The 23,834-nt window shown below is 63.8% G+C and carries 19 protein-coding genes; 8 read left to right on the top strand and 11 right to left on the bottom strand.

Annotation, left to right across the window (positions count from 1 at the left end; genetic code table 11):
- Positions 1-22: 22 nt before the first annotated feature.
- The 4 genes from MESS2_RS08835 to MESS2_RS08815 form a co-directional block, all read right to left on the bottom strand.
- Positions 23-3,202: an efflux RND transporter permease subunit gene (locus tag MESS2_RS08835; RefSeq protein ID WP_008873841.1), complete on the bottom strand. Its 3,180-nt coding sequence runs from the start codon at positions 3,200-3,202 to the stop codon at positions 23-25.
- Between the two features lie 2 nt (positions 3,203-3,204).
- The gene (locus MESS2_RS08830; RefSeq protein WP_008873840.1) at positions 3,205-4,386 is read right to left on the bottom strand and encodes an efflux RND transporter periplasmic adaptor subunit; all 1,182 of its coding nucleotides are present in this window, start codon (positions 4,384-4,386) and stop codon (positions 3,205-3,207) included.
- Between the two features lie 774 nt (positions 4,387-5,160).
- Positions 5,161-7,434, bottom strand: coding sequence for a xanthine dehydrogenase family protein molybdopterin-binding subunit (locus MESS2_RS08820; protein ID WP_008873837.1), 2,274 nt, complete (start codon positions 7,432-7,434; stop codon positions 5,161-5,163).
- A gap of 2 nt (positions 7,435-7,436) precedes the next feature.
- A complete protein-coding gene (locus MESS2_RS08815) occupies positions 7,437-7,898 on the bottom strand; it encodes a (2Fe-2S)-binding protein (RefSeq protein ID WP_008873836.1) in 462 nt (153 codons plus the stop codon).
- Positions 7,899-8,019: 121 nt separating this feature from the next.
- On the opposite strand from MESS2_RS08815, the gene MESS2_RS08810 reads away from it, so the two are divergent.
- On the top strand, positions 8,020-8,619 hold the full coding sequence (locus tag MESS2_RS08810) for a TetR/AcrR family transcriptional regulator (protein WP_008873835.1): 600 nt from the start codon (positions 8,020-8,022) through the stop codon (positions 8,617-8,619).
- Positions 8,620-8,631: 12 nt separating this feature from the next.
- Here the strand turns inward: MESS2_RS08810 and MESS2_RS08805 are convergent, their stop codons facing one another.
- The 3 genes from MESS2_RS08805 to MESS2_RS08795 all read right to left on the bottom strand — a co-directional run bounded on the left by MESS2_RS08805 (position 8,632) and on the right by MESS2_RS08795 (position 11,837).
- The gene (locus MESS2_RS08805) at positions 8,632-9,762 is read right to left on the bottom strand and encodes a patatin-like phospholipase family protein (protein ID WP_040592550.1); all 1,131 of its coding nucleotides are present in this window, start codon (positions 9,760-9,762) and stop codon (positions 8,632-8,634) included.
- Positions 9,763-9,809: 47 nt separating this feature from the next.
- Positions 9,810-10,592, bottom strand: coding sequence for a 3-hydroxybutyrate dehydrogenase (locus MESS2_RS08800; RefSeq protein ID WP_008873833.1), 783 nt, complete (start codon positions 10,590-10,592; stop codon positions 9,810-9,812).
- 156 nt (positions 10,593-10,748) lie between these two features.
- Positions 10,749-11,837: a citrate synthase/methylcitrate synthase gene (locus tag MESS2_RS08795; RefSeq protein ID WP_008873832.1), complete on the bottom strand. Its 1,089-nt coding sequence runs from the start codon at positions 11,835-11,837 to the stop codon at positions 10,749-10,751.
- 100 nt (positions 11,838-11,937) lie between these two features.
- On the opposite strand from MESS2_RS08795, the gene MESS2_RS08790 reads away from it, so the two are divergent.
- A complete protein-coding gene (locus MESS2_RS08790) occupies positions 11,938-13,086 on the top strand; it encodes a citrate synthase (protein ID WP_008873831.1) in 1,149 nt (382 codons plus the stop codon).
- Positions 13,087-13,119: 33 nt separating this feature from the next.
- Here MESS2_RS08790 and phaR read toward each other — a convergent pair whose 3' ends face one another.
- Positions 13,120-13,731, bottom strand: coding sequence for a polyhydroxyalkanoate synthesis repressor PhaR (gene phaR, locus MESS2_RS08785; RefSeq protein ID WP_008873830.1), 612 nt, complete (start codon positions 13,729-13,731; stop codon positions 13,120-13,122).
- A gap of 304 nt (positions 13,732-14,035) precedes the next feature.
- Between phaR and MESS2_RS08780 the strand changes: the two genes are divergently transcribed.
- The 6 genes from MESS2_RS08780 to MESS2_RS08755 all read left to right on the top strand — a co-directional run bounded on the left by MESS2_RS08780 (position 14,036) and on the right by MESS2_RS08755 (position 22,090).
- Complete coding sequence (locus tag MESS2_RS08780) at positions 14,036-15,220, top strand: acetyl-CoA C-acetyltransferase (protein WP_008873828.1); 1,185 nt, start codon at positions 14,036-14,038, stop codon at positions 15,218-15,220.
- Between the two features lie 111 nt (positions 15,221-15,331).
- Complete coding sequence (gene phbB, locus MESS2_RS08775; protein WP_008873827.1) at positions 15,332-16,054, top strand: acetoacetyl-CoA reductase; 723 nt, start codon at positions 15,332-15,334, stop codon at positions 16,052-16,054.
- Positions 16,055-16,727: 673 nt separating this feature from the next.
- Positions 16,728-20,150: a helicase-related protein gene (locus tag MESS2_RS08770; protein ID WP_008873825.1), complete on the top strand. Its 3,423-nt coding sequence runs from the start codon at positions 16,728-16,730 to the stop codon at positions 20,148-20,150.
- A 14-nt stretch (positions 20,151-20,164) separates the two neighbouring features.
- Positions 20,165-20,551 carry an RNA-binding S4 domain-containing protein gene (locus tag MESS2_RS08765; protein ID WP_008873824.1) on the top strand — a complete coding sequence of 129 codons (387 nt, stop codon included), beginning with the start codon at positions 20,165-20,167 and terminating at the stop codon, positions 20,549-20,551.
- Between the two features lie 248 nt (positions 20,552-20,799).
- Positions 20,800-21,138: a ferredoxin FdxA gene (gene fdxA / locus MESS2_RS08760; protein ID WP_008873823.1), complete on the top strand. Its 339-nt coding sequence runs from the start codon at positions 20,800-20,802 to the stop codon at positions 21,136-21,138.
- Positions 21,139-21,508: 370 nt separating this feature from the next.
- The gene (locus MESS2_RS08755; RefSeq protein ID WP_006327799.1) at positions 21,509-22,090 is read left to right on the top strand and encodes a CarD family transcriptional regulator; all 582 of its coding nucleotides are present in this window, start codon (positions 21,509-21,511) and stop codon (positions 22,088-22,090) included.
- Between the two features lie 72 nt (positions 22,091-22,162).
- Here the strand turns inward: MESS2_RS08755 and MESS2_RS08750 are convergent, their stop codons facing one another.
- The 3 genes from MESS2_RS08750 to MESS2_RS32200 form a co-directional block, all read right to left on the bottom strand.
- Positions 22,163-22,888: a hypothetical protein gene (locus MESS2_RS08750; protein ID WP_083918443.1), complete on the bottom strand. Its 726-nt coding sequence runs from the start codon at positions 22,886-22,888 to the stop codon at positions 22,163-22,165.
- Between the two features lie 51 nt (positions 22,889-22,939).
- A complete protein-coding gene (locus tag MESS2_RS08745; protein ID WP_006334414.1) occupies positions 22,940-23,530 on the bottom strand; it encodes a flavodoxin family protein in 591 nt (196 codons plus the stop codon).
- 204 nt (positions 23,531-23,734) lie between these two features.
- On the bottom strand, positions 23,735-23,834 hold a 100-nt coding region (locus MESS2_RS32200; protein ID WP_244439915.1), incomplete at its 5' end, for an ATP-binding protein.

The following is a 23,834-nucleotide window of genomic DNA, read 5'->3' as shown; positions in this document are numbered from 1 at the left end:
TATGCGGCTAATCAAAAGTCAGCTATTCGGCCGCTTTCGGGAAGGCGATTGCCGGCTCGGAGTCCGAATCTTGTCCTGGTGCCGCTTCGGTCGAAACCTCGCCCTTGCCACGCCGGAACAGCCGGCTGAACCAGCCGCGCCGTGCGCCGGACTTGACCTTGGCGCGGGTGAACACCATCAGCATCGACGGCGTCACCACCAGCGTCAGCACTGTGGCGAAGGACAGGCCGAAGACGATCGCCGAGGACAGCGAAATCCACCATTGCGTCGACGGCGCGTTGATCGTCGTCTCGTGGCGGAAGATGTCGAGGCCGAGGCCGAAGGCGATCGGCAGCACGCCGAGGATCGCCGAGACCGCCGTCAGCACCACTGGGCGGGCGCGTTCGCGGCAGGTCTGCAGCACCGCCTCGACCTTGTCCCAACCTTCCTCGCGCAGCCGGTCGTAGGTGTCGATCAGCACGATGTTGTTGTTCACCACCACGCCGGCCAGCGCGATGACGCCGATGCCCGACATGACGATGCCGAATGCCTCGCCCGTCAGCAGAAGCCCGAGGAACACGCCGATCGTCGCCATGACCACGCAGGACAGCACCAGCCAGACGCTGGTGAATTTGTTGAACTGCGCCAGAAGCACGAGGAAGATCAGGAAGATCGCCGCGCCGAAAGCCTTGCTGAGGAAGGCGCTGGCTTCGGCGCTGTCCTCGTTCGAGCCGGCGAGCTTCCAGCCTATGCCGCTGCCGAGATCCATATCGGCGACGGCCTTGGTGACCTCTTGCTGCACGGCCGCGACCTGGGCGCCGGCGGCCACATTGGCCTGCACCACCACGGTGCGCGCGCCGTCAATGCGGTTGAGGATGCCGACGGTCGGCTCGGGCTTGCGCACGACGAAGTTCGAGATCGGCACCGATCCTTGCGAGGTCTGCACCCTGAGTTCGTCAAGCGTCGACAGCGTGCGGCGGTCCTCGGGCAGGCGCAGCCTGATGTCGACGGCGTCGTCCGCCCCGGCGGGCCGGTATTCGGAGAGCTTCAGCCCGTTCGTCACCAATTGCACCACGGTGCCGACCGAGGTCGGGCTGATACCGTATTGGGCCGCCTTGGCGCGATCGACCTCGAGCGCCCAGTCGACGCCGGGCGGCGGCAGGCCGTCGGAAATGTCGATGACACCGGGCACCTTGCCAATGCGCGCTGCAACCGCACGGGCCTTGTCGTCGAGCCCTTTCGGGTCGACGGCCGAGAGCCTGATCTGGATCGGCTTGCCGGTCGGCGGGCCGGCCTCGGGCACGCGGACCTCGACATCGACACCCGGAATGCCGGCCATGACGCCGCGCAGTTCGTCGAGGATCTGGTTCGCTGATTTGCGCTCGCGCCAATCGACGAACTCGTACTGGATAACGCCGACCACGTCCTCCGGTACATCCTGGCCGCCGCCTTGCGTCTTGCCGACACGGGTATAGACCGATTTCACGCCCGGCCAGCCGAGCAGCCGGTTCTCCGCGGTCTTTGTCGCGGCATCCATTTCGGCAAGCGAGAGATTGCCGCGGGCATGCACGTAGAGCAGGCCGTAGTCGGGCTCGACATTCGGGAAGAACTCGACGCCGGCGCCATATTTCGAATAGGCAAAGCCGACGCCGACCAGAAGGCCGACGGTGAGGACAAGCACGGTGACGGGAAAGCGCACCGCCTGCTTGACCACCGCCATGTACCAGCCGTCGCGATTGTCGTCCTCGTGACGCGGCGGCGCCTTGGCGAACAGGGCGCCAAGCGTCGGCGCGAAAACCAGCGCATAGAGCATCGACGCCGACAGCGTGACGATCAGCGTGATCGGCATGTATTTCATGAAGTCGCCGATGATGCCCGGCCAGAACAGCAGCGGCGAGAAGGCGGCGATACGCGTCATCGTCGCGGCGATGACCGGGCCGGCCATGCGCTTGGCGGCAAGCGCGAAGGCTTCTTCCTTCGGCATGCCTTCGCTCATGCGCCGTTCGGCGAATTCGGTGACGATGATGGCGTCGTCGACCAGCATGCCGACAGCCAGGATGAGGCTGAACAGCACGATCATGTTGATCGTGTAGCCCATCATCGCGAGCAGCAGGATGCCGATCAGGAAGGACGACGGGATAGCGAGGCCAATCAGGACCGACGCGCGGCCCGACAGCGCATAGAGAATGACGATGAACACCAGGATCACGGCGATCATGACGTGGTTCTGCAGATCGCTAAGCAGCTGGTTGACGAAGACCGACTTGTCCTGCGTGTAGGTGACGTGCATGCCTTCCGGCATGCTCTTGATGAAAGTATCGGACACCGCCCTCACCTGGGCGATCATATCGATCAAATTGGAGCCGATACGCTTCTTCACTTCGATGGCGATCGCCGGCTTGCCGTCGAGGCGGGTCACCGTTTCTGCGTCCTTGAAGGTGGAACGGATGGTGGCGATGTCCTTGGCCTGCACCACGGCATTGGGCGTGGCGACGACCGGAAGTGCCGCCACATCCTCGGGCGTCTCGATCAGCGACGGCACCTTGACGGCGTATTTGCCCTCGGAGCCTTCGATGTTGCCGGCGGCGACAAGGCTGTTGGAGGCGCCGACAGCGCCGATCAGCTGGTCGAGCTGCAGCCCGTAGGAAGACAGTTTCATCGGATCGATGACGACTTCGACGAGGTCGTCACGCGCACCTTGCAGCGCGCCTTCCAGCACGCCGGGCACTTCCTCGATGCGGTCGCGCAGTTCGCGCGCCGCAGCCGTCAGCACGCGTTCGGGCAATTCTCCCGACAACGTTACGACGAGAACGGGAAACTCGGAGATGTTGACTTCGGTGACCACAGGCTCCTCGGCCGCCTGCGGCAGGTCGGCCTTGCCGTCCTGCACCTTGCTGCGCGTGTCCTGCAGCGCCGTCGCCAGATCCGTCTGCGGTTGGAATTCGACCAGCACGTAACCACCGCCCTGGAAGGCGGCCGAGCGCATCTCCTTGAGGCCCTTCAGGCTTTTCAGCTTGGCTTCCATCGGCCGCAGCAGCAGGCGTTCCGAATCCTCCGGCGAGATGCCCTGATAGATCAGGCTGACATACATCATCGGAATCGGAACGTCGGGTTCCGCTTCCTTCGGTGTCGATTGATAGGCGACCGCACCCGCAAGGATGAGGAAGGCCAGCACTGAAATGGTCAAGCGGGCATTCTGGATTGCGAGTCTGACGATATCCATGACTACTGCGTCCCGACCGTCGCTTCGCCCAAGAGCTTCTGGATGGTCGCCTGGTCGGCCTCGACCGGCTTGACCACTTCGCCTTCCTTCACCAGTTCCTGGCCGGCGACGATGATGCGCGCGTCGGCCGGGATGCCGCCGAGCACCAGGCCGGTCGGCGTGTCGTCGACCAGGTCGATCGGGAAGAACACGACCTTGTCGTCCTTGTCGACGGCGCGGATGCCGAGATCGCCCTTGTCGCCGAGCGTCACCACCGAGCGCGGCAGCATCACGGCGTCGGTCGGCTGGGCGCTGAGCGCGATTTCGGCGGTCATGCCGGCCGGCACGGAGCCGTCGCCATTGGGGATGGCGACCTCGACCCGGAAGGTGCGGGTTGCCGAAGACGCATCCCGGCTGATGTAGCGCACCGTGCCCTTGACGGTCTGACCACTGACCAGACGCACATTGGCTTCGTCGCCAAGCTTGAGATAGCCGAGATCGCGTTCGCTGACTTCGCCGCGGGCGATCACCGGATCGAGCTTCAGGATGGTCGCCACCTCGCCGCCCTGCATCACGGAACTGCCAAGCTCCACCGGCACCCGGTCGATGACGCCGTCGAAGGGAGCCCTCACCTCATTGCGATCAAGCTGGGCTTGCATGGCTTCCAGCATCGACTGCGCCAAGGTCAGGGTGGAGCGGGCGTTGTCGAGCTGCAGCTTGGGCAGGTTGCCGGTTTTCGCCAGCCGCGTGGCCGCATCGAGTTCGGCCTGACGCTGCGCGACAAGCTGCTTGGCATTGCTGAGCGCCGAAAGCTTTTCCTCGGTGGCAAGCATCAGCACGAGATCGCCCGTCTTGACGTGCTGGCCTTGCTTGACCGGCAGCTTGTCGATGATGCCGTCGACCCGGGTCGCCAGGACCGCCCGCTTGTCGGCTTCGGTCAGTCCGGAGATGCGGATGGCGCGCGCATAGGTGCGCCGCGGCGGGGTTATGATCGCGACAGTGCGCAACGGCGCCTTGGGCTGTTCCGCCTCAGTGGGCTTGGGCTTGTCGGTGTCAGCCGCCTTGGGCTGCTCGACTTCGCCTGCCTTGGGCTTGCCGTCGGCGGCTGCGCTGCCGACGGACGAGAACTCTCCCGTCGCCATCCAGGCAGCGAAACCGATAAGCACAATAATGGCTGCAAGCTTGTGAAACCTGATCTTCGGCATCGTCGTTTTCCAGTGCGCGGGTTTTGGCCAGACCGTGTCTACTAAGAACTACCGCGTCTTCTAAACTCGGACGCGCTGCCGATATGGGTGCGCGCAAGGCCGTGTTCAAATTGCCGTGATCGGCGAGACGCGCTTCTACATCAAAGTTGCACCGTAATATAGTCAGAAAGTTGATGGACTATTGCAGTGTCGGACACGGCGCACCCGCCGCCATCCAGCTCTCGATCGCTTGATAGGTTTCCCCCGCCGAGCCTGGCGCCGGCTCTTCCCGGCACCCAGCCCCAGCCCACTAACCTGTCGTTGCGGACATGCAGCGCGACATCCCCGAGGCTGCGGCCGCCATTGCGGGCGGGATCCTTGATCCGGGCACAGATTTGCGCCGAGGACTGTCCGAACCAGGCCATCTCGACCGGCGCCAAATGCCACTTCTCGGCGCCGGGAGGCCCATGCAGCGCATTGGAATTGCTGGAGAAAGGCAGGCCGTGCAACGCAAGCCCGGATTGCCGAAACCCGAACCGTCGGCGCCGCGCTGGACATTGAAGGCATGAACGCGCGTTCCGCCATAATGCGCGCCGGACCAGCGCGGCCGATCGTCCGCGACATGGCAGCCGGCGCAGCGCGGATGCGAGAACACCGCCTGGATCTTGTCCCGTTCGGCCAGCCCCTTGGCCGCGTCGGCCATCGCGGACGGCTTTGCCTCGTCTTCTTGTGCGCTTGCGAAAGGAGCTGCCGCAAACAGCATGGCAGCAGCCGTCAGCATGGTGGCAAAGAATTTCATGCGAAGGCCACCTCCTTCGACAAGGGCAGCGTCCGGATGCGCTTGCCGGTCAGCGCAAAGACGGCATTGGCGAGCGCCGGCGCGGCCGGCGGTGTGCCGACTTCGCCGACGCCCCCCATTTTGTGGAAATTTTCCAGTATGGCGACTTCGAAGGCCGGGCACTGGAAGATGCGCATGGCGTCAAAGTCGTGAAAATTCGACTGTTCGACCATGCCGTCGGCGAAGGTGATTTCCTGACCCATCGCCGCCGACAGGCCGTAGATGGCTGCGGAGATGAGTTGTGCCTCGACGATGCCGGGATCGAGCGCGGTGCCGACATCGGCGGCAATCCACACTTTCTCGATGCGGATGCCGGCCGGCATGTCGGCGACCTGGACGATCTCGCCGACCCAGCTGCCGAAGGAGAGCGTAAACGCCATGCCCCTGGCCTTGCCGGCGGGCAGCGCCTCGCCCCATTTCGCCATCTCGGCGACCTTCTCGACCACCTTCACCGCAGAGGGATAGGCGGCCATCAGCGTCTTGCGCAGTACGACCGGGTCGGTTTTCCCCGCGACGGCGATCTCGTCGAGAAAGCCTTCATGGAAGAAGCCGTTGATCGAGCTGCCGACCGACCGCCAGGAGCCGACGGGGATGGTCACGGGGGCCGCTATGCCGGCCACCCTGTAATCCGGGATCGTATAGGGTTGGTTGTAGGCGCCGTCGACGATGGACTTGTCGGTGCCGAGTGCCGGTATCGAGGGAAACAGCCGGCGCAAGGTGCTGGCGATCATCGACGGCGAGGAGATCTTCATGTCGACGGCGACCGGCAGGCCGTCATCGCCGAGCCGCGCCTGGAACCTGCCGACGGCAGCCGGGCGGTAGGCGTCGTGGCGCATGTCCTCCTCGCGCGTCCAAATTACCTTGATCGGACGCCCGCCTGTTTCCTTCGCCATCAGCGCGGCGTACAGCGCGTAATCGACCTCGACGCGCCGGCCGAAGCCGCCGCCGAGGAAGGTGGTGTGGACATTGACCCTGTTCTGTTCGATGCCGACCAGATTGGCGCAAAGCTGCCGCACCAGCGTCGGCGCCTGATTGCCGCACCAGATGTCGAGCACGCCGCCCTTCAGCCGCGCCGTGGCGTTCATCGGCTCCATCGTCGCATGCGCCAGATATGGCACGGCATAGTCGGCCTCGACGACCCTTTCGCGCGGTGCATCGGCAAAGGCGGTATCGACGTCGCCATCGTCGCGCATCGCTGAGCCCTTGGCGCCGAGCGCCTGCTTCAGCGCATCGGAAATGGCGGCGCTGTCCAGCGGGTATTCGGGATCGGCCCATTCGGCCTCGATCGCTTCTGCCGCCTTGAACGCCGCCCAGGTGTTTTCCGCGATGACGCCGAAGCCGTGGCCATAATTCGTTTCGATCGGCACGATCTTGACCACGCCAGGCATCTTTTCGGCCTTTGACAGATCGGCCTTGACCGGCTTTGCCCAGAAGCGCGGGCTCATCTTGACCGTGCCGAACAACATGTCCGGCAGCGTCACGTCGATGCCGAAGATCGGTGCGCCGGTGACCTTGGCCAGCATGTCGATACGCTTCTGCGGCTTTCCCAGCAATTTCCAGTCGTCTCTGTCCTTGAGCCTGATATCTGAGGGCGGCGGCGTCGCGGCAGCGCTTGCAGCAACATCGCCATAGGCCAGCGATTTGCCCGACGCCTTGTGCAGGATCCTGCCATTGGCCGTTTCCAGATTGCCGGCAGCGACGCCGAGCCTTTGCGCGGCCGCCGCAATCAGCATCTGGCGCGCGGCAGCACCCGCCTGCCGCATCTTGTCGAAACCATCGCGTGTCGAGGCCGAGCCACCAGTGGCCTGCAGCGCAAGGAATTTTCCGGCGACGCCCATGCCGGCACGCACCGCTTCAGCGGTCATGCTCTCGTCGAAGAAGGCGAAGGGGCCGCCCTCCTCCAGGATCGCTGAATTGTAGTAGGCATAGGAAGCCGGGCCATGCTCGACCTTGATCTGGTCCAGGCCGACATCGAGCTCTTCGGCGACCATGGCGGCGAGCGTCGTCGAGATGCCTTGTCCCATCTCGGCGCGTGGCGCGACGATGGTGATGCTGTTGTCGGCGCCGATCTTCACATAGGGATTGAAGGTTGCCTCACCAGCGGCGAGATCGCCTTCCAGCGGATTGGCAAAGGGTTTGCGGTAATAGTAATAACCGACGGCGACACCGCCGGCGATGGCGGCCGCACCGATGAGAAACGTGCGGCGGGCGATCTTTCCGACGCTGGCCATGATCAGAGCCCCGCCGTCTTGAGAACGGCGGCTTTTTTGATCGCCGCGCGGATCTTCGGATAGGTGCCGCAGCGGCAGAGATTGCCGCCCATCGCATTGTCGATGTCGGCATCGCTCGGGTCGGCGACCTCATCGAGCAGCGCCACAGCGCTCATGATCTGGCCGGCCTGGCAATAGCCGCATTGCGCGACCTGCTCTTCCAGCCAGGCCTGCTGCACCGGATGCAGCTTGCCCTCGATGCCGATGCCTTCGATCGTGGTCACCGCGCCGCTGACCTGACCGACCGGCAATGAGCAGGAACGCACCGGCTGGCCGCCGATATGCACCGTGCAGGCGCCACAGGCGGCGATGCCGCAGCCGAACTTCGGCCCGGTCTTGCCCATGAGATCGCGCAGCGCCCACAACAGCGGCATTTCGGGATCGGCATTGATATCGAACGATTGCCCATCGACGGTGAGGCGCATGGGGATACCCTTCGTTGTCGTCCACTGCCCAAGGCGAAATGGCTAGCTGGCCATTTCCCTCTCATACATCTTGACAAATTTCGTTATTTTGTCAATAGAGGCATGGCAGATAGTGTTGCCCATGATCGAAATCGAAGACTTCGCCAACATCGACCCCAAACGCGCCCGTATCCTCGACGGCGCGATGAAGGTGTTTCTGGCCTATGGCTTTGCCCGCACCACCATGGACGACATTGCGCGCGCCGCCGACATGTCGCGTCCGGCGCTCTACCTTCTGTTCAAGAACAAGACCGACATTTTCCGCGCCATAGCCATGATGCTGCTCGGCCGTTCGATCGAGCAGGCGAAAACGGCGCTTGCCGGCGACGGCGCCTTCGCCGAGCGCATGACGCGCGCCATCGACGGAGCGCTGATCTCGATGATGCGCGCCGTCGTCACCTCTCCGCATGGCGCCGAGCTCCTCGACATGAAGTCGAGTGTGGCCGATCTGGTCGGATGCTGGCGTGGCGACCTTGTCGGGCACGTCGCCGCGGCGATCGAGGACGAGGCCGTCGGAAACGGCGTCGATCTCGCCGCCAAGGGCTTGTCGGCAAAATTGCTGGCCGACATGCTGTTCGACGGGCTGGAGGGCATGAAGACGCGCATCAGCGATCCGGACCAACAGCGGCAGGCGGCGGCCGCACTGATCAGGGTGATCGATCTAGCCTTGCAAAAAAGCTGACGTCCAAACGCCTCAGGCCTGGCGGCGTGCCGTCTCCGGCTTCTTGCGCGCCGCCAGGAATTCCTTGACCCGCCGGCCGGGTGCCGGGCCGCGCACCGGCTTGAAGCCGTCGTCGAGCTCGCCGGAGAGATCGAGCGTCGGCCGTTTGCCGACGGCGTCGTAATTCTCTTCCAGCCAGTCGCTGGCGGCGGTGCGGCCGAGGTCGCGCAGATAGGTCAGGAAGGCCCATTCGGCATTGACCTTGGACGACGCCGACAGGTCCTTGAACGCCTCGTCGGCATCGATGCGGTGCATGCGGATGTCGCGATATTCGCCATGCGGCAGCCGGCCGGCGGCGATCAGTTCCTTGACGAAGGCGATCGAACGGAATTCGCGCAGCAACCCGGCATTGAAGGTGATCTCGTCGATGCGGTTCTGGATTTCGTTGGCGCTCTTCGGCGTCCCTTCGCGCACCACCGGATTGATCTGCACCAAAAGCACATCCTCGGTGGCGGCCGTCTTGAAGAACGGAAACAGCGCCGGATTGCCGCCATAGCCGCCATCCCAATAGGGCACGCCCTTGATCTCGACGGCGCGGAACAGTTGCGGCAGGCAGGCCGATGCCATCACCGTGTCGAGGTCGATCTCGCCATCCGAGAAGACGCGCAATTGCCCGGTCTCGACATTGGTCGCCGAGATGAACAGTTCCATCGACTTGCAGGCGCGCACATTCTTAAAATCGATCTCCTGCTCGATCACGTCGCGCAGCGGGTTGAGGCCGAGCGGGTTGGCGACATAGGGCGAAAACACCCGCGACATCGTGTCGAAGAACAGATAGCCGGGCGTGTTCTCGATCGACCAATTGCCCCAGGCGACGTCCCACGGCATGCGCTGCACCGGGCTGAAGCGGCCCTTCAGCGCCACCGCGCGCCAGAAATCGTCGAGTTTTTGCCGCGCGCCCTCGACCCCGCCGCGCACGAAACCGTCGGCCAGCGCCACCGCGTTCATGGCGCCGGCGCTGGTGCCCGAAACCGCTGCTATATCAAGCCGCCCGTCCTCCAGCAGCCGGTCGAGCACGCCCCAGGAAAAGGCGCCGTGCGAGCCGCCGCCCTGCAGCGCGACATTGATCTTCTTTTTCTCCTCCGCCTTGCCGTTCGTCGTCATGGCGTTGTCCTTGATGTGGCGGCCGGATTTATCGCGCGCGCCCGAACTCACTGGGCGGTCCAGCCGCCGTCGACGGAGATATGTGTGCCGTTGATTTGCGCCGCCGCATCGGAACACAGGAACACAGCGGCTGCGGCAACCTGTTCGACCGTGACGAACTCCTTGGTCGGCTGCTTCTCCAGCATGACCTCGCGGATGACGGTCTCGCGATCCATCTTGTTGGCCTTCATTTGGTCGGGGATCTGCGCCTCGACCAGCGGCGTCAACACATAGCCGGGGCAGATGGCGTTGCAGGTGATTTTTTCACGCGCAAGTTCGAGCGCCACCGTCTTGGTCAGCCCCATAATGCCGTGCTTGGCCGCGACATAGGCCGATTTGAACGGCGAGGCGACCAGCCCGTGTGCCGAGGCGACGTTGACGATCCGGCCGCCGCCGGCCTGTTTCATCAGCGGGATGGCGGCGGCAATGGTGTGGAAGGCCGACGACAAATTGATGGCGATGATCGCATCCCACTTCTCGACCGGGAATTCCTCCACCGGCGCGACATGCTGGATGCCCGCATTGTTGACGAGGATATCGACCGAGCCGAATGTTTTGGCTGCCCTCTCGACCAAGGCCCGGCATTCGGCCGGCTTCGACATGTCCGCCTTGATATAGGCGGTCTTCACCTCGTGGTGTCTGGCGATCGCATCGGCAATCGCATGGTCGTCCGCCGTATCGGAAAAGGAATTGACGACGATGTTGCAGCCTTGCGCCGCGAGCGCTTGGGCAATGGCGAGGCCGATGCCCGAAGTGGATCCGGTGACGATGGCGGTTTTTCTGTTGGGCAAGGCGGAATCCTCAATGCGGCTCTAGCACGAATATATTGCAGTGCAGCATATATGTCTTGTGCGGCGTGAAAACAGCAGCACGATCCGAGCAATGAGATGAAATTTTTGTCACGAAGGAGCGGGGCTCGGCCCGTGCAATGGGCCGAGGAGTGGACCTCAAGCGACCAGCTTCGGCACCGGCCCGATATAGCGTGACTGCGGGCGGATGAGCCGCCCGCTTGTCTGCTGCTCGCGCGCATGGGCGATCCAGCCGGCCACGCGCCCGGCGGCAAAGACGTTGGTGAACGCCTCTTTCGGAAAGCCGGCCGCCTCCAGCAGCAGCGCGGTATAGAATTCGACATTGGTTTGCAGAGAGCGCGACGGTTTGGCAACCCGAAGGACCTCGAGCGCCGTCTGCTCCACTTTTTCGGCGAACGCCAGACGGCGACCGGCTCCGTCTTCACTGCCGAGTTGCCGAACCACGGCTTTCAGCACGTCGGCGCGCGGATCGCGCACGCGGTAGATGCGGTGACCGAACCCCATGATGCGCTCGCCGTGCGCGATTTCGGCGCGCAGCCAGCCGGCCGCATCTCCGCTTGCCTCGATCGCGTCCAGCATCTCGATCACCGGGCCGGGCGCGCCGCCATGCAGCGGGCCCTTGAGCGCGCCGAGCCCGGCCAATACCGAAGACGTCAGGCCGGCCTCCGTCGATGCCACCACCCGGGTCGCGAAGGTCGATGCATTGAGGCCATGGTCGCTCACCGTGACCAGATAGGCGTCGAGGGCTCTGGCCAGTGTCGGCGGCGCGGGAACGCCGGTCAGCATCCGCAGCATGTCAGCGACATGATCGGCCTTCGCCTCCGGTGCAATCGGGCTTTCGCCGCGCCGCAGGCGCAGCAAGGCCGGTGTCAGCACCGCGGGCGCGGCGATCAGCCGAAGTGCATCGATAAGCCTGTCGCCATCCGGCATCATCGCGACGCCGGCTCGCATGCCGCTGTATATGTTGAGCGAGGCGAGAAAGGGCAGCGCGGGTTCTACCTGTTCGAATACCTCGACGCGCGCCCGCCCGATTGCGCGGGCCAGTTGTTTGTCTCCCGGAATACCCTCGAAGAAGCCGTCGAGCAGCAGGCGAACCACCTGGGAATAGGACCAGCGGCCGACCAGTTCCTGCAGCGAATGGCCTCGGATGGTGAGACGGCCGCCAAGACCGTCGACATCGGAGAGCACTGTTTCCGCCGCGACCACGTCGTCGAGCCCGTTTGCCATTGTTGTCTCCTTGACCGATTTCGCATTGCAGATAATGGTGAACGACAAATCCATCAATATTGATCAAGTGAATCAATATTCCGGGACGCCTGGGTGGGACATGTCTGAGTGGCTGACGCGGGAAGAGGCTCTGGAAAGGCTCAAGGTGCGGGCGCAGACGCTCTATGCCTATGTCAGCCGTGGTCGCATCGGCGTCAGGCCGGATCGGCTGGACCCGCGCCGCAGCCAGTATCGCGCCGACGATATCGCGGCGCTGGCGACCCGCCGGGCGCGCGGACGAAGCCCCCAGGCGATCGCCAAAAGCGCCATTGCCTGGGGCGAACCGGCGATATCGACATCGATCTCGACCGTCGAGCATGGCCGCCTGATCTATAGCGGCAAGGATGCGGCAGTGCTTTCCGCCACGGCCACGCTGGAGGAGACGGCAAAGCTGCTCTGGGCCTCCGGCGCTGCCGTATCGTTCGCTTTGCCGGGTTCCAATGACAGCCCTGAAACCGGCCGGGCGGCGGCTTTTGCGAGACTGGCCGCGCTGGCCGCTGAAGGCAGGGCCTCGCTCGGACGCAATCCGGCTTCGCTGCAGGAAGACGGCGCCGGCGCCATCGGCTCTCTGGCCCTGGCGCTGGGTGCGAGGCCGGGCAGCGGCACCGTACACGAAAGGCTGGCGCAGGGCTGGTCCGTCGACGCCGCCGGCGCGGATTTGATCCGCCGGGCGCTGGTCCTGTTGGCCGATCATGAATTGAACGCGTCGACCTTCGCCGCCCGCGTCGCCGCCTCCACCGGCTCGCCGATTGCCGCTTGCCTGCTTGCCGGCCTCGTCACGCTTTCCGGACCGCGCCATGGCGGTGCTGCCGAAGCGCTGATGGGGCTCGTCGAGGATGCGCAGAGGCTGGGGGCGGACGCTGCCATCGGGCGCTGGCTTGGCCATGACAGGCCGCTGCCCGGATTTGGCCATGCGCTCTATCCCGAAGGCGATCCGCGCACCCAGGCGCTGCTTTTCGGCATCGACGTGGACAGCGGGCTCGTGCGGCTGCGCGATGCTGTTTTCGCGGAAACGGGCATGCGCCCCAACGTCGATTTCGCGCTCGCCGCGCTGACGCGCCGCCTGCATCTGCCGGCCGACGCACCGTTTCGCCTGTTCGCACTCGGCCGCAGCATCGGCTGGACCGCGCATGCCGTGGAGCAGATCACAAGCAGCGGCCTGATCAGGCCTCGCGCCCGCTACGAGGGACCCCTGCAGGAGCTTGCTTGAGCATTAAATCTGACGCGCTTAAGCCGCCGGCGATCACGACATGGTGTCGAGCTTGCGCTGCATGGCGGCGATCTGCTCCTTCAACTCCTGAAGGTCGTCCGGCTTTTCCGGCGCATCCTTCCTGGCTGGTTCGGCCGGCGCAGTGCCGGGGCCATTCGTGCCGGCGGGCGGGAAGGGCGTGAACAGGCGCATGGCGTTCTGGAACATCTCCATGTTGCGGCGCGTCTGCTCTTCCAGCGCCTTGATCGGCGTGGTGATCTTCATCATGTCCAGCGGTGACTTGCCGATCGCGCCCTTCATCTGCTCGCGGAACCGTTCCTGTTCCTTTGCGAAGGCGATCATCGACTGTTCGAGGAAGCTCGGCACGATCATCTGCATCTGGTCGCCGTAGAAGGCGATCAGCTGCCGCAGGAACGGGATCGGCAGCATGTTCTGCCCGTCCTTGTTCTCCAGTTCGAAGATGATCTGGGTCAGCACCGGATGCGTGATGTCGTCGCCGGTCTTGGCGTCCTGGACGGTAAACTCCTCGCCCTTCTTGACCATGTCGGCGAGATCCTCGAGCGTCACATAGGTGCTGGTGCCCGTGTTGTAGAGGCGGCGATTGGCATATTTCTTGATGATGATTGGTTCGTCTTTCGCGGCCATCTGCATCCCTCCCCGGACACCGGCGCACTTTGAGTAAGCGGCCGATAACGATTGCGCCTCTTTGAGGATATGCGCAAAAGCGTCACAATTCCAAGTGGTTTGTGCAGTGCGAGATCAATTAATGCTGCATGGCGGGCTAAATATGCTGCGCAGCAACGACGGCCCTATTCCCATAGGCGCGGGCAAACTGCTTGTCGCGCATGGCCGGCATGCCCCATTTCAGGTTTGACTTGAGTTGTGGAACGGGCAAGAAAAGTCCCCAACGACACTCAAAAACACGATCCCCTGAAGTCTGGAGAAGAACATGTCCGCTGCCAACACCATCGTCGTCGCAAGCGCGGCGCGCACGCCCGTCGGTTCCTTCAACGGCGCCTTCGCCAACACGCCGGCCCATGAACTGGGCGCCGTCGCCGTCAAGGAAGCGCTCGCCCGCGCCGGCGTCGACGGCAAGGAGGTCGACGAGGTCATCCTTGGCCAGATCCTGACCGCGGCGCAAGGCCAGAACCCGGCGCGTCAGGCGGCGATGGCGGCCGGCGTGCCACAGGAAGCGACCTCCTGGGGCCTCAACCAGCTCTGCGGCTCGGGCTTGCGCGCCATCGCGCTTGGCATGCAGCAGATCGCTATGGGAGATGCGAAGATAATCGTCGCCGGCGGCCAGGAATCGATGTCGATGGCCCCGCACGCGCAGCACCTGCGCGGCGGTGTCAAGATGGGTGACTTCAAGCTGATCGACACTATGATCAAGGACGGCCTGACCGATGCCTTCTATGGCTACCACATGGGCAACACGGCCGAGAACGTCGCCCGCCAGTGGCAGCTTACCCGCGACGACCAGGACAAGTTCGCCGTCGGCTCGCAAAACAAGGCCGAGGCCGCGCAGAAGGCCGGCAGGTTCAAGGACGAGATCGTCGCCGTCACCATCAAGGGCAAGAAGGGCGACACGATTGTCGACCAGGACGAATACATCCGCCACGGCGCGACCCTCGAAGCCATGACCAAGCTGAAACCCGCCTTCGACAAGGAAGGCACGGTCACCGCCGGCAATGCCTCCGGCATCAATGACGGCGCCGCCGCCGTGGTGCTGATGACCGAAGCCGAAGCCGCAAAGCGCGGCATCACCCCGCTGGTGCGGATCGTTTCCTGGGCCGCCGCCGGCGTCGACCCGCAGATCATGGGCACCGGACCCATTCCCGCCTCGCGCAAGGCGCTGGCCAAGGCCGGCTGGTCGGTCGGCGATCTCGACCTGGTCGAGGCCAACGAGGCCTTTGCCGCGCAGGCCTGCGCCGTCAACAAGGACATGGGCTGGGATCCTTCCATCGTCAACGTCAATGGCGGCGCCATCGCCATCGGCCACCCGGTCGGCGCGTCCGGCGCCCGCGTCTTCAACACGCTGGTCTACGAAATGCGGCGACGCGGTGCAAAGAAGGGCCTCGCCACGCTGTGCATAGGCGGCGGCATGGGCGTCGCCATGTGCGTGGAAACGCTCTAACGATAATGATGACAGGGCGGCGCGAGCCGCCCGCTCTTTCTTCAATGCCCATTCTTTATTCAGTGCATAAAAAGCCCTAAAAAAGGGCGGTATCAAAAAAAGGGGAAACGCATGAACAAGGTTGCAATCGTCACGGGCGGGTCGCGCGGCATCGGCGCGGCCATATCGATCGCGTTGAAGAATGCCGGCTATTCGGTTGCCGCGAACTACGCCGGCAATGACGAGGCGGCGCAGAAATTCAAGGCGGAGACCGGCATCCCCGTCTACAAATGGTCTGTCGCCGACTACGACGCCTGCGCCGCCGGCATCGGGCGGGTCGAGGCCGATCTCGGCCCGGTTTCCGTGCTGGTCAACAATGCCGGCATCACCCGCGACGCCATGTTCCACAAGATGACGCGCGATCAGTGGAAGGAGGTCCTCGACACCAACCTGTCGGGCGTCTTCAACATGACGCATCCGCTGTGGGGCGGCATGCGCGACCGCAAATTCGGCCGCGTCATCACCATCTCCTCTATCAACGGCCAGAAGGGCCAGACCGGCCAGGTCAACTATTCGGCCTCGAAGGCCGGTGATATCGGCTTCACCAAGGCGCTTGCCCAGGAAGGGGCACGGGCCGGCATCACCGTCAATGTCATCTGCCCCGGCTACATCGCCACCGACATGGTCATGGCCGTACCCGAAAAAGTGCGGGAATCGATCATCGCTCAAATCCCTACGGGCCGTCTCGGCGAGCCGCAAGAGATCGCGCGCTGCGTCGTCTTCCTCGCCTCCGAGGACGCCGGCTTCATCACCGGCTCGACCCTCACCGCCAATGGCGGCCAGTACATCACCTGAGGTTTCAAGAAGACCGGGCGAGAATGCCTTGTCCATCGCCGCCCCCAGCGCGACGCCCTGACCCAATCCGGCACGCAAAGGTTAAGGGCGGCTCAGCCGCGTGTGCAAAACCAGCTCCACAACCTGTGGATTCCCGGTGGAAAACCTGTTCACAACACAACATGTTGGGGTGAACAAAACCGGAATACCGAGGTATCTCTGATTCGTCGCCGTTTCGTTCCGGCTTTGACCGGAACGTTAACGGCGAAGCCGGAAACCACCGCCGAAAAAGTTAAGGCGCATTAGGAAACGTCAATAATTTCATAATCTTGGACGTGGCCGGCCGGTCCGCTGCGATCGTTCACCGGCAAAGATTAATGACAGCGTCCTCCCTGCATGAATCGGGCCAATTCACCGATTCAGCATGTGGTGCGTATCACCGGTATAAAATCCAGATGTAGTCGTGAACAAAACCTGAATCCGCGCGAGTCAGTGATTCGTAGCCGATTCGTTCCAGACTCGTTCCACCTGTTAATTCGGGAACAGAATGACGGCGTCCGGATGGAGCCTTCGGCCCGCCGGCGGAACATTCCGCTTTCGCTTCGCGCGCGAAATCCCTATGTGTGCGCTGTGACACGCGCCACCACTGGCGTGCTCCCCGGCAACGAGCGGCAGAAGCGTTATTTCCGAGCCGATGAACATCCAGCCGAAACACACTGAGCCGCTGATCCTGTCGGGCCGCGACGTGACAGCCGTGCTTGGGCCGACCAACACCGGCAAGACCCATCTCGCCATCGAGCGCATGGTGGCGCATGACAGCGGCGTCATCGGCCTGCCGCTCAGGCTGCTCGCCCGCGAGGTCTATACACGCGTCTGCGAGAAGGTCGGCGCCCACAAGGTGGCGCTCATCACCGGCGAGGAGAAGATCCAGCCGGTGGGCGCGAAATACTCGGTCTGCACGGTGGAAGCCATGCCGCGCGAGACCGACGCCGCCTTCGTCGCCATCGACGAGGTCCAGCTTGCCGGCGATCTCGAGCGCGGCCACATCTTCACCGACCGCATCTTGCATCTGCGCGGCCGCCAGGAGACGCTGCTGCTGGGTGCTGCCACCATGCACGGCATCCTCCAGCGCTTGCTGAAGGGCGTGTCGGTGGTGACGCGGCCGCGGCTGTCGCATCTGGCCTATGCCGGCTCGAAGAAGCTGACCCGTCTGCCCAGGCGCACGGCGATCGTCGCCTTCTCCGCCGACGAGGTCTATGCCATCGCCGAACTGATCCGCCGCCAGCAGGGCGGGGCTGCCGTCGTGCTTGGCGCACTCAGCCCCCGCACCCGCAACGCGCAGGTGGCGTTGTTCCAGGCGGGTGATGTCGATTACCTCGTCGCCACCGACGCCATTGGCATGGGGCTCAACCTCGATCTCGACCATGTCGCCTTCGCCCAGAACCGCAAATTCGACGGCTATCAGTACCGCAACCTGACGGCGGCTGAACTCGGCCAGATCGCCGGCCGCGCCGGCCGGCATTTGCGCGACGGCACCTTCGGCGTCACCGGCCAGGTCGATCCGCTGGACGAGGAGCTGATCAAGAAGATCGAAGGCCATGAGTTCGACCCGGTGAAAGTGCTGCAATGGCGCACCGCGCGTTTCGATTTCGCCAGCCTCGATGCGCTGAAGCGCTCGATCGAGACCAACGCGCCGGTCGAGGGCCTGACGCGCGCACTGCCGGCAGTCGACGCGCAGGCGCTGGAGCATCTCTCCCGCGACGAGGAGATAAGGGCGCTCGCCACCGATCCCAGGCGCGTGGCGCTGCTGTGGGAAGCCTGCGCGCTTCCGGACTACCGGAAAATCGCGCCGGCCCAGCATGCCGACCTGATCGCCTCGATCTACATGGACCTTGCCAGGCATGGCCATGTCAATGAAAATTACATGGCCGAACAGGTGCGCCGTGCCGACACGACGGAGGGCGACATCGACACGCTGTCGCACCGGATCGCCCAGATCCGCACCTGGACTTTCGTTTCCAACCGGCCCGGCTGGCTGGCCGATCAGGCACACTGGCAGGAAAAGACGCGCGAAATCGAAGACAGATTGTCGGATGCGCTGCATGAGCGGTTGACGAAACGCTTCGTAGACCGCAGGACTTCCGTCCTCATGCGGCGCCTTAGAGAAAATACCATGCCTGAAGCCGAAATCAGCCCAACCGGAACCGTCCTCGTCGAAGGCCATCATGTCGGCGAATTGCAGGGGTTCCGCTTCACCGCCGACCAGAGCGCCGGCGGCGAGGATGCCAAGGCGGTGCGCACGGCGGCCCAGAAGGCGCTGGCAGCCGAATTCGAGGCGCGGGCCGAACGCTTCGGCGCCTGCGCCAACGGCGATATCGCGCTCGGCTCCGACGGCACGCTGCGCTGGATCGGTGCGCCGATCGGCACGCTGGTCGCCGGCGACGAGGCATTGAAGCCCCGCCTTGTGCTGCTGGCCGACGAGCAGCTCACCGGTCCAGCCCGCGACAAGGTCGCGGCGCGCGCCGAGCGCTTCGTCAATTACCAGATCGAATCCTTGCTGAAGCCGCTGGTCGACCTCAAGAGCGCCGACCAGATCACCGGTATCGGCCGCGGCATCGCCTTCCAACTCGTCGAGCATTTCGGCCTCATCAATCGCCGCGATATAGCCGAGGAGATGAAGTCGCTCGACCAGGAGGGCCGTGCCGCACTGCGCCGGCTCGGCGTGCGCTTCGGTGCCTACCATGTCTTCGTGCCGGCGCTGATCAAGCCGGCGCCGGCCGGACTGGTCACGCTGTTGTGGGCGCTGAAGAACGACGGCAAGGACAAACCCGGCTTCGGCGACGTGGTTCACGCGCTTGCGTCAGGCCGCACCTCGGTGGTCATCGATCCTGCTTTCGACAAGACCTTCTACAAGCTCGCCGGCTACCGCAATCTCGGCCGGCGCGCGGTGCGCGTCGACATCCTTGAGCGGCTGGCCGATTTGATCCGCCCGGCGACCAACTGGAAGCCGGGTCTGGGACTGCGCCCCGACGGCGCCTATGACGGCCAGTCCTTCATGGTGACGCCACCAATGATGTCGATCCTCGGCGCCACCGCCGACGATATGGAAGAGATTCTGAAAGGCCTGGGCTACCGCGCCGAACCGAAGCCGGCGGCCGAGGTGAAGGCACGGCTCGAAGCGCAGGACAATGCCGCGCGCGAGGCTGCCGCGGCAAGGCTGGAAGAGGCCGCACGCACTGAGCAGGCCAAGGCGGCGGAAGCCGTGGCAACGCAAGCAGCCGCGGAGGCTGCGGCCGAAGGTTCTGAGCCGGCTGCCGCTGCTGAAGCCACCGTCGACGGCTCGGTGGAACCTGTCGCCGAAGTGGCAGCCGAGACGGCAGCCGAGTCCACTACGAAAGAACAAACCGAAGCTGCACCCGAAATCACGCAAGAGGTTTCGCTCGCAGCGGAGACGGTCGCTGACATCGCTCCTGCCGAAAGCGCTGACGCCCTCACCTCCCCCTCGATGGGGGAGGTCGCGGCGCGAAGCGACGCGGGTGGGGGTGACGGCGCCGACAATGCAGGTAGGCCTGACAGCGCCGACGCTCTCCCCACCCCGGCGCTGCGCGCCGACCCTCCCCACGAGGGGGAGGGTGAAGCCAGCGAGCCCGCGGTGGAAGCCGAGGAGCCGAAACCGATCCTGCTGTGGCGTCAGGGCCGCTTCGACCAGCGCCCCCGTCACCGCCACCACGACAATCGCGCTCGCCCGCGCAACGGACAGGCCGCGCAGGGCCGAAGCGATGCGCCGGCAGGCGCCGAAGGCGCGCCCCGGCCGCCCAATGAAGGTCGACGCGACCAGCGCGACGGCGCCGGCAAGCCGCGCTTCGACCGCTCGAAGTTCAAGCCCAAGCCGCAAGGTGAGGGTACGGAACGGCGCGATGGCAAGCCGCAAGGCGAGCGTCCCGACCGCCGCGACAACAGGCCCGACTGGAAGGGCGGCAGGCAGGACGGCAAGGGCGGCGCGCCAGGCGGCAAGCCCGCCTTCCAGGCAAAGCCGCGTGAGGAACGCCCGGCGCGCTTCGATCCGGACTCGCCCTTCGCCAAGCTCGCCGCGCTGCGCGACCAGCTGAAGAAATAGCTCAGTCCGGTCCGATGGTTGCTGAAGGCCGCCAGCGCATCGACAAATGGCTGTTCTTTTCGCGTGCGGTGAAATCGCGTTCGCTGGCGGCCAGGCTGGTGGTGGCCGGACGCGTCCGCATCAATCGCGACAAAGCAGCGCAGGCCTCCGATATGGTCAGGCCGGGCGACGTTCTCACCATCACGCTCGAGCGGCGCATCTTCATCTGGAAGGTACTTGCCACGGGAGCCCGGCGCGGTCCCGCCGAGGAGGCGCGCATGCTTTATGAGGACATGTCGCCGCCGCCGCCGCCGAAGGGCGAAGCCATTCCCGACGCAATTCCAGCACTGCGCGAAGCCGGCAGCGGCCGCCCGACCAAGAAGCAACGCCGGGAAACCGACCGGCTGTTGGGCGAGGACTGAGGCAATCGCCAATCTCCACCAGGGCAAGCGTCTGGAATTCCATTCCGGAAACACCGATATCGGTGGGAATGGCCGCCCTTGCCAGCGGCAGGCAAAGGCGTTACCTCACCAAAAAAGTACCGCATCGGCCGAAAATCGGAATCGATTTTCGGAAGCACGATGCGTAGATTCAAAGTGTTAGAGCGTACTTTGTGCGTCCAATAGGACGCACGTCGCTCTAACAAAATGGGACTTCCCGGAGCCGACCGATGACCTATGTCGTGACCGACAATTGCATTAAATGCAAATACATGGACTGCATCGAGGTCTGTCCGGTCGACTGTTTCTACGAGGGCGAGAACATGCTCGTCATCCATCCCGACGAGTGCATCGACTGCGGTGTCTGCGAACCGGAATGCCCGGCGGATGCGATCAAGCCGGACACCGAGCCGGGCCTCGACAAATGGCTGCAGATCAATACCGAATATGCCGAAAAATGGCCCAATATCACAGCCAAGAAGGAGCCTCCGGCAGACGCCAAAACCTTCGATGGCGAGGCCGGAAAGTTCGAGAAATATTTCTCCGCCGAGCCCGGCGAAGGCGACTGATAGTACGCCAGCTTGGCTGGCATGACGCTGCGTAACAGCCATTATGCATTAACTGCCTTGACAGGCAGCGGTTGTGCTTTGCCTTCGCGCGTGCAGCAAAACCTTGATTCTTCCGACTTTTTGTGCTACATGAGCGAAACATGCCGGTGACACAACGTCGATTTATGGCGCCAACGCCCCAAATCACTGAAAGGTGAATTTCTCAATCCGGACCAGAGCAATCTGGGGCAGGCGGTCGCAATTATGCGGTTTGCCGGTCCCCGCTTTTCCGGATGGGTTCATCTGTTGTGCGGCTAACGGTCGGTAGCCCGACCGCACGAGTTCAGCCGGCGCCGCCATGCCGGCACCACAACAAGGAGTTCACGGCGTAATGGCAACGATCACACCGCAGAAGAAGTCCACCGCAGCACGTCACGGTTTCAAGACCGGCGAGTACATTGTCTATCCGGCGCATGGCGTTGGCCAGATCGTCTCGATCGACGAGCAGGAAGTTGCGGGCCACAAGCTGGAGCTGTTCGTCATCGATTTCCAGAAAGACAAGATGCGCCTGAAGGTCCCGGTCGCCAAGGCGACCTCCATCGGCATGCGCAAGCTGTCGGAAGAGGATTATGTCGAGCGCGCGCTGAAGGTCGTTCAGGGCCGCGCCCGCGTCAAGCGCACCATGTGGTCGCGCCGCGCCCAGGAATATGATGCCAAGATCAATTCCGGCGACCTGATCTCGATCTCGGAAGTGGTGCGCGACCTCTACCGCGCCGACAACCAGCCGGAGCAATCCTATTCCGAACGCCAGCTCTATGAGGCGGCGCTCGACCGGATGGCGCGCGAGATCGCCGCCGTCAACCGCATGTCGGAAACCGAAGCGGTGCGCCTCATCGAGGTGAACCTCAACAAGGGTCCCAAGCGCGGCGCCAAGGCCGACAACGAGGAAGCCGAGCAGGAAGAAGCTGCCTGAGCTTTTTCGCCTTTGAGTTCTGAAAAACCCGGCCTCGCGCCGGGTTTTTTTGTTTGAGGGAGAGGCCGCATGTCAAACGGCGTTGAAGATTGACCCCTTGTCGGCGTGCAATATTGACCCCCTAAGGTCGGTGAGCTGATCCGATCCGTCGAGGCTGCTCGGGGTTGCGCACCTGGGCGGTTCAGCGGGTTGGGGTTCAGGCGCGACGAAATCACGAAGCCGCTCGGTGAGGTCTGCCGAAAGGAAGAGCTGTTCGGGGTCGGAGACAGGTGACGAAACGACTCGGGAGATAAAGCCCTTCGACGGCCCGGGCGTGATGGACATCGCGCACGGAGACGATCGAAGCCGTTCGCGCGACGCATTCATGAGTTGCGCGAGGATTCGGTCCGCGTGATCGACGGAACGACAGGCGATTTCGAGCCGCAGAAGAAACGGGTGCCCGTCATCGTCGTGCCGAACGAGAAGCGCCACCGGCTCCGTTTCGACCGTGAAGAGAAAGAGGCCGTTCGTGGGATACGACAACGGCGCCGCGTGATCATCGGCGAGGCGCTCGAACTCGATCGGCCCGGCCCACCATTCGTCGGCACCCGGGGCGAGTAATTCCGCCAGTGACACCCGTTTACTTCCCTGCCTACCGTACACTCCGAACGAACATGCGGTATCGGGCTGGGAAGATAGTTGCTCCACCGCCGATTGAATACCCGCGCCGAGCACGAGGAGCTCTTGCGATTTCAGGGCGCAAAGCGGTAACCGGCCGAGGCTTAGGTGTTCCGAAAGTCGGGTGGGAAGATTGGTCATGTTTGGGCCCCTCGTGTCTCACCACGCGAGGAGGCAAGAGATGTGCCGGTATCACCTGCTCCCGACCCACTGCCGGATCTCGTCAGCCAATTGCTCGAGAACGCCCATCGTCCCGGCGGGGAGCGGGTCCGGAAACCGTTGCTCGGGATACGCGAGCGTTCCCCCCAGATGGACCGGCTGGACGCAGGGCATCTCGTGCTGTTCGAAAAACTTGATCATGTTGTCCGCGCACAGGCGCACACTCGGATCGTCCGCGGGATCGGTGGCGCCGTTGACGATGACCGCTCCGAGTTTTCCTTTGAGCTGTTGTCCGTCGCGCCACAGGGGATCCGATCTGTCGAGCAAGACGACGCCCAGGGCCGGCGGCATTCCGAAGCAGGTGGGAGTAGCCATCAGAATCACGTCCGACTCTTTCATGAGTGACAGAACACGATCGATCCCGTCGCCGTGGTATCCGAACGTTTGATAACACTGCTCGCACCCGAGACAGTCGATACGCTCATCGGCCAGACGCACCTGTTCCACGACCTTCACCCGCCGATCTCTCTCGAGCGAGCGAAGAACCTCGCCGAGCATCCGCGCTGAGTTACTGGACGCGCGTGGGCTACAGTCTATTCCAATGATGGTCGTCGCTTTGTCCAAGTGAGGATCCCTAGTAAGGCGTGACAGCTCGATGCCGAATGGGCGAAGTTTTGAGTATCCCCACCGATGGCTTCAAAGTCGACGATACTCGCTCTTTACCTTTGATTTTCCGATCACAATATTAACCCCCTAAGGTCGGTGAGCTGATCCGATCGGTCGAGGCTGCTCGGGGTTGCGCACCTGGGCGGTTCAACGGGTTGGGGTTCAGGCGCGGTTCTTGAAGCGCCAGCTCTCGTTGCCGGTCTCGACGATATCGCAGTGGTGAGTGAGCCGGTCGAGGAGCGCGGTGGTCATCTTGGTGTCC

Origin of the sequence: Mesorhizobium metallidurans STM 2683 (assembly GCF_000350085.1) — a bacterium.
GTDB classification, from domain to species: Bacteria; Pseudomonadota; Alphaproteobacteria; order Rhizobiales; family Rhizobiaceae; genus Mesorhizobium; species Mesorhizobium metallidurans.
Note: the sequence above shows the minus strand (reverse complement) of the source record. Positions and strands in the feature narration are given on the sequence as shown.

Excerpts from the sequence above, each read along its gene's own strand:
- MESS2_RS08835 (WP_008873841.1), bottom strand. The coding sequence starts at position 3,202 with ATGGATATCGTCAGACTCGCAATCCAGAATGCCCGCTTGACCATTTCA.
- MESS2_RS08830 (WP_008873840.1), bottom strand. The coding sequence starts at position 4,386 with ATGCCGAAGATCAGGTTTCACAAGCTTGCAGCCATTATTGTGCTTATC.
- MESS2_RS08820 (WP_008873837.1), bottom strand. The coding sequence starts at position 7,434 with ATGGCCAGCGTCGGAAAGATCGCCCGCCGCACGTTTCTCATCGGTGCG.
- MESS2_RS08815 (WP_008873836.1), bottom strand. The coding sequence starts at position 7,898 with ATGCGCCTCACCGTCGATGGGCAATCGTTCGATATCAATGCCGATCCC.
- MESS2_RS08810 (WP_008873835.1), top strand. The coding sequence starts at position 8,020 with ATGATCGAAATCGAAGACTTCGCCAACATCGACCCCAAACGCGCCCGT.
- MESS2_RS08805 (WP_040592550.1), bottom strand. The coding sequence starts at position 9,762 with ATGACGACGAACGGCAAGGCGGAGGAGAAAAAGAAGATCAATGTCGCG.
- MESS2_RS08795 (WP_008873832.1), bottom strand. The coding sequence starts at position 11,837 with ATGGCAAACGGGCTCGACGACGTGGTCGCGGCGGAAACAGTGCTCTCC.
- MESS2_RS08790 (WP_008873831.1), top strand. The coding sequence starts at position 11,938 with ATGTCTGAGTGGCTGACGCGGGAAGAGGCTCTGGAAAGGCTCAAGGTG.
- phaR (WP_008873830.1), bottom strand. The coding sequence starts at position 13,731 with ATGGCCGCGAAAGACGAACCAATCATCATCAAGAAATATGCCAATCGC.
- MESS2_RS08780 (WP_008873828.1), top strand. The coding sequence starts at position 14,036 with ATGTCCGCTGCCAACACCATCGTCGTCGCAAGCGCGGCGCGCACGCCC.
- phbB (WP_008873827.1), top strand. The coding sequence starts at position 15,332 with ATGAACAAGGTTGCAATCGTCACGGGCGGGTCGCGCGGCATCGGCGCG.
- MESS2_RS08770 (WP_008873825.1), top strand. The coding sequence starts at position 16,728 with ATGAACATCCAGCCGAAACACACTGAGCCGCTGATCCTGTCGGGCCGC.
- MESS2_RS08765 (WP_008873824.1), top strand. The coding sequence starts at position 20,165 with ATGGTTGCTGAAGGCCGCCAGCGCATCGACAAATGGCTGTTCTTTTCG.
- fdxA (WP_008873823.1), top strand. The coding sequence starts at position 20,800 with ATGACCTATGTCGTGACCGACAATTGCATTAAATGCAAATACATGGAC.
- MESS2_RS08755 (WP_006327799.1), top strand. The coding sequence starts at position 21,509 with ATGGCAACGATCACACCGCAGAAGAAGTCCACCGCAGCACGTCACGGT.
- MESS2_RS08750 (WP_083918443.1), bottom strand. The coding sequence starts at position 22,888 with ATGACCAATCTTCCCACCCGACTTTCGGAACACCTAAGCCTCGGCCGG.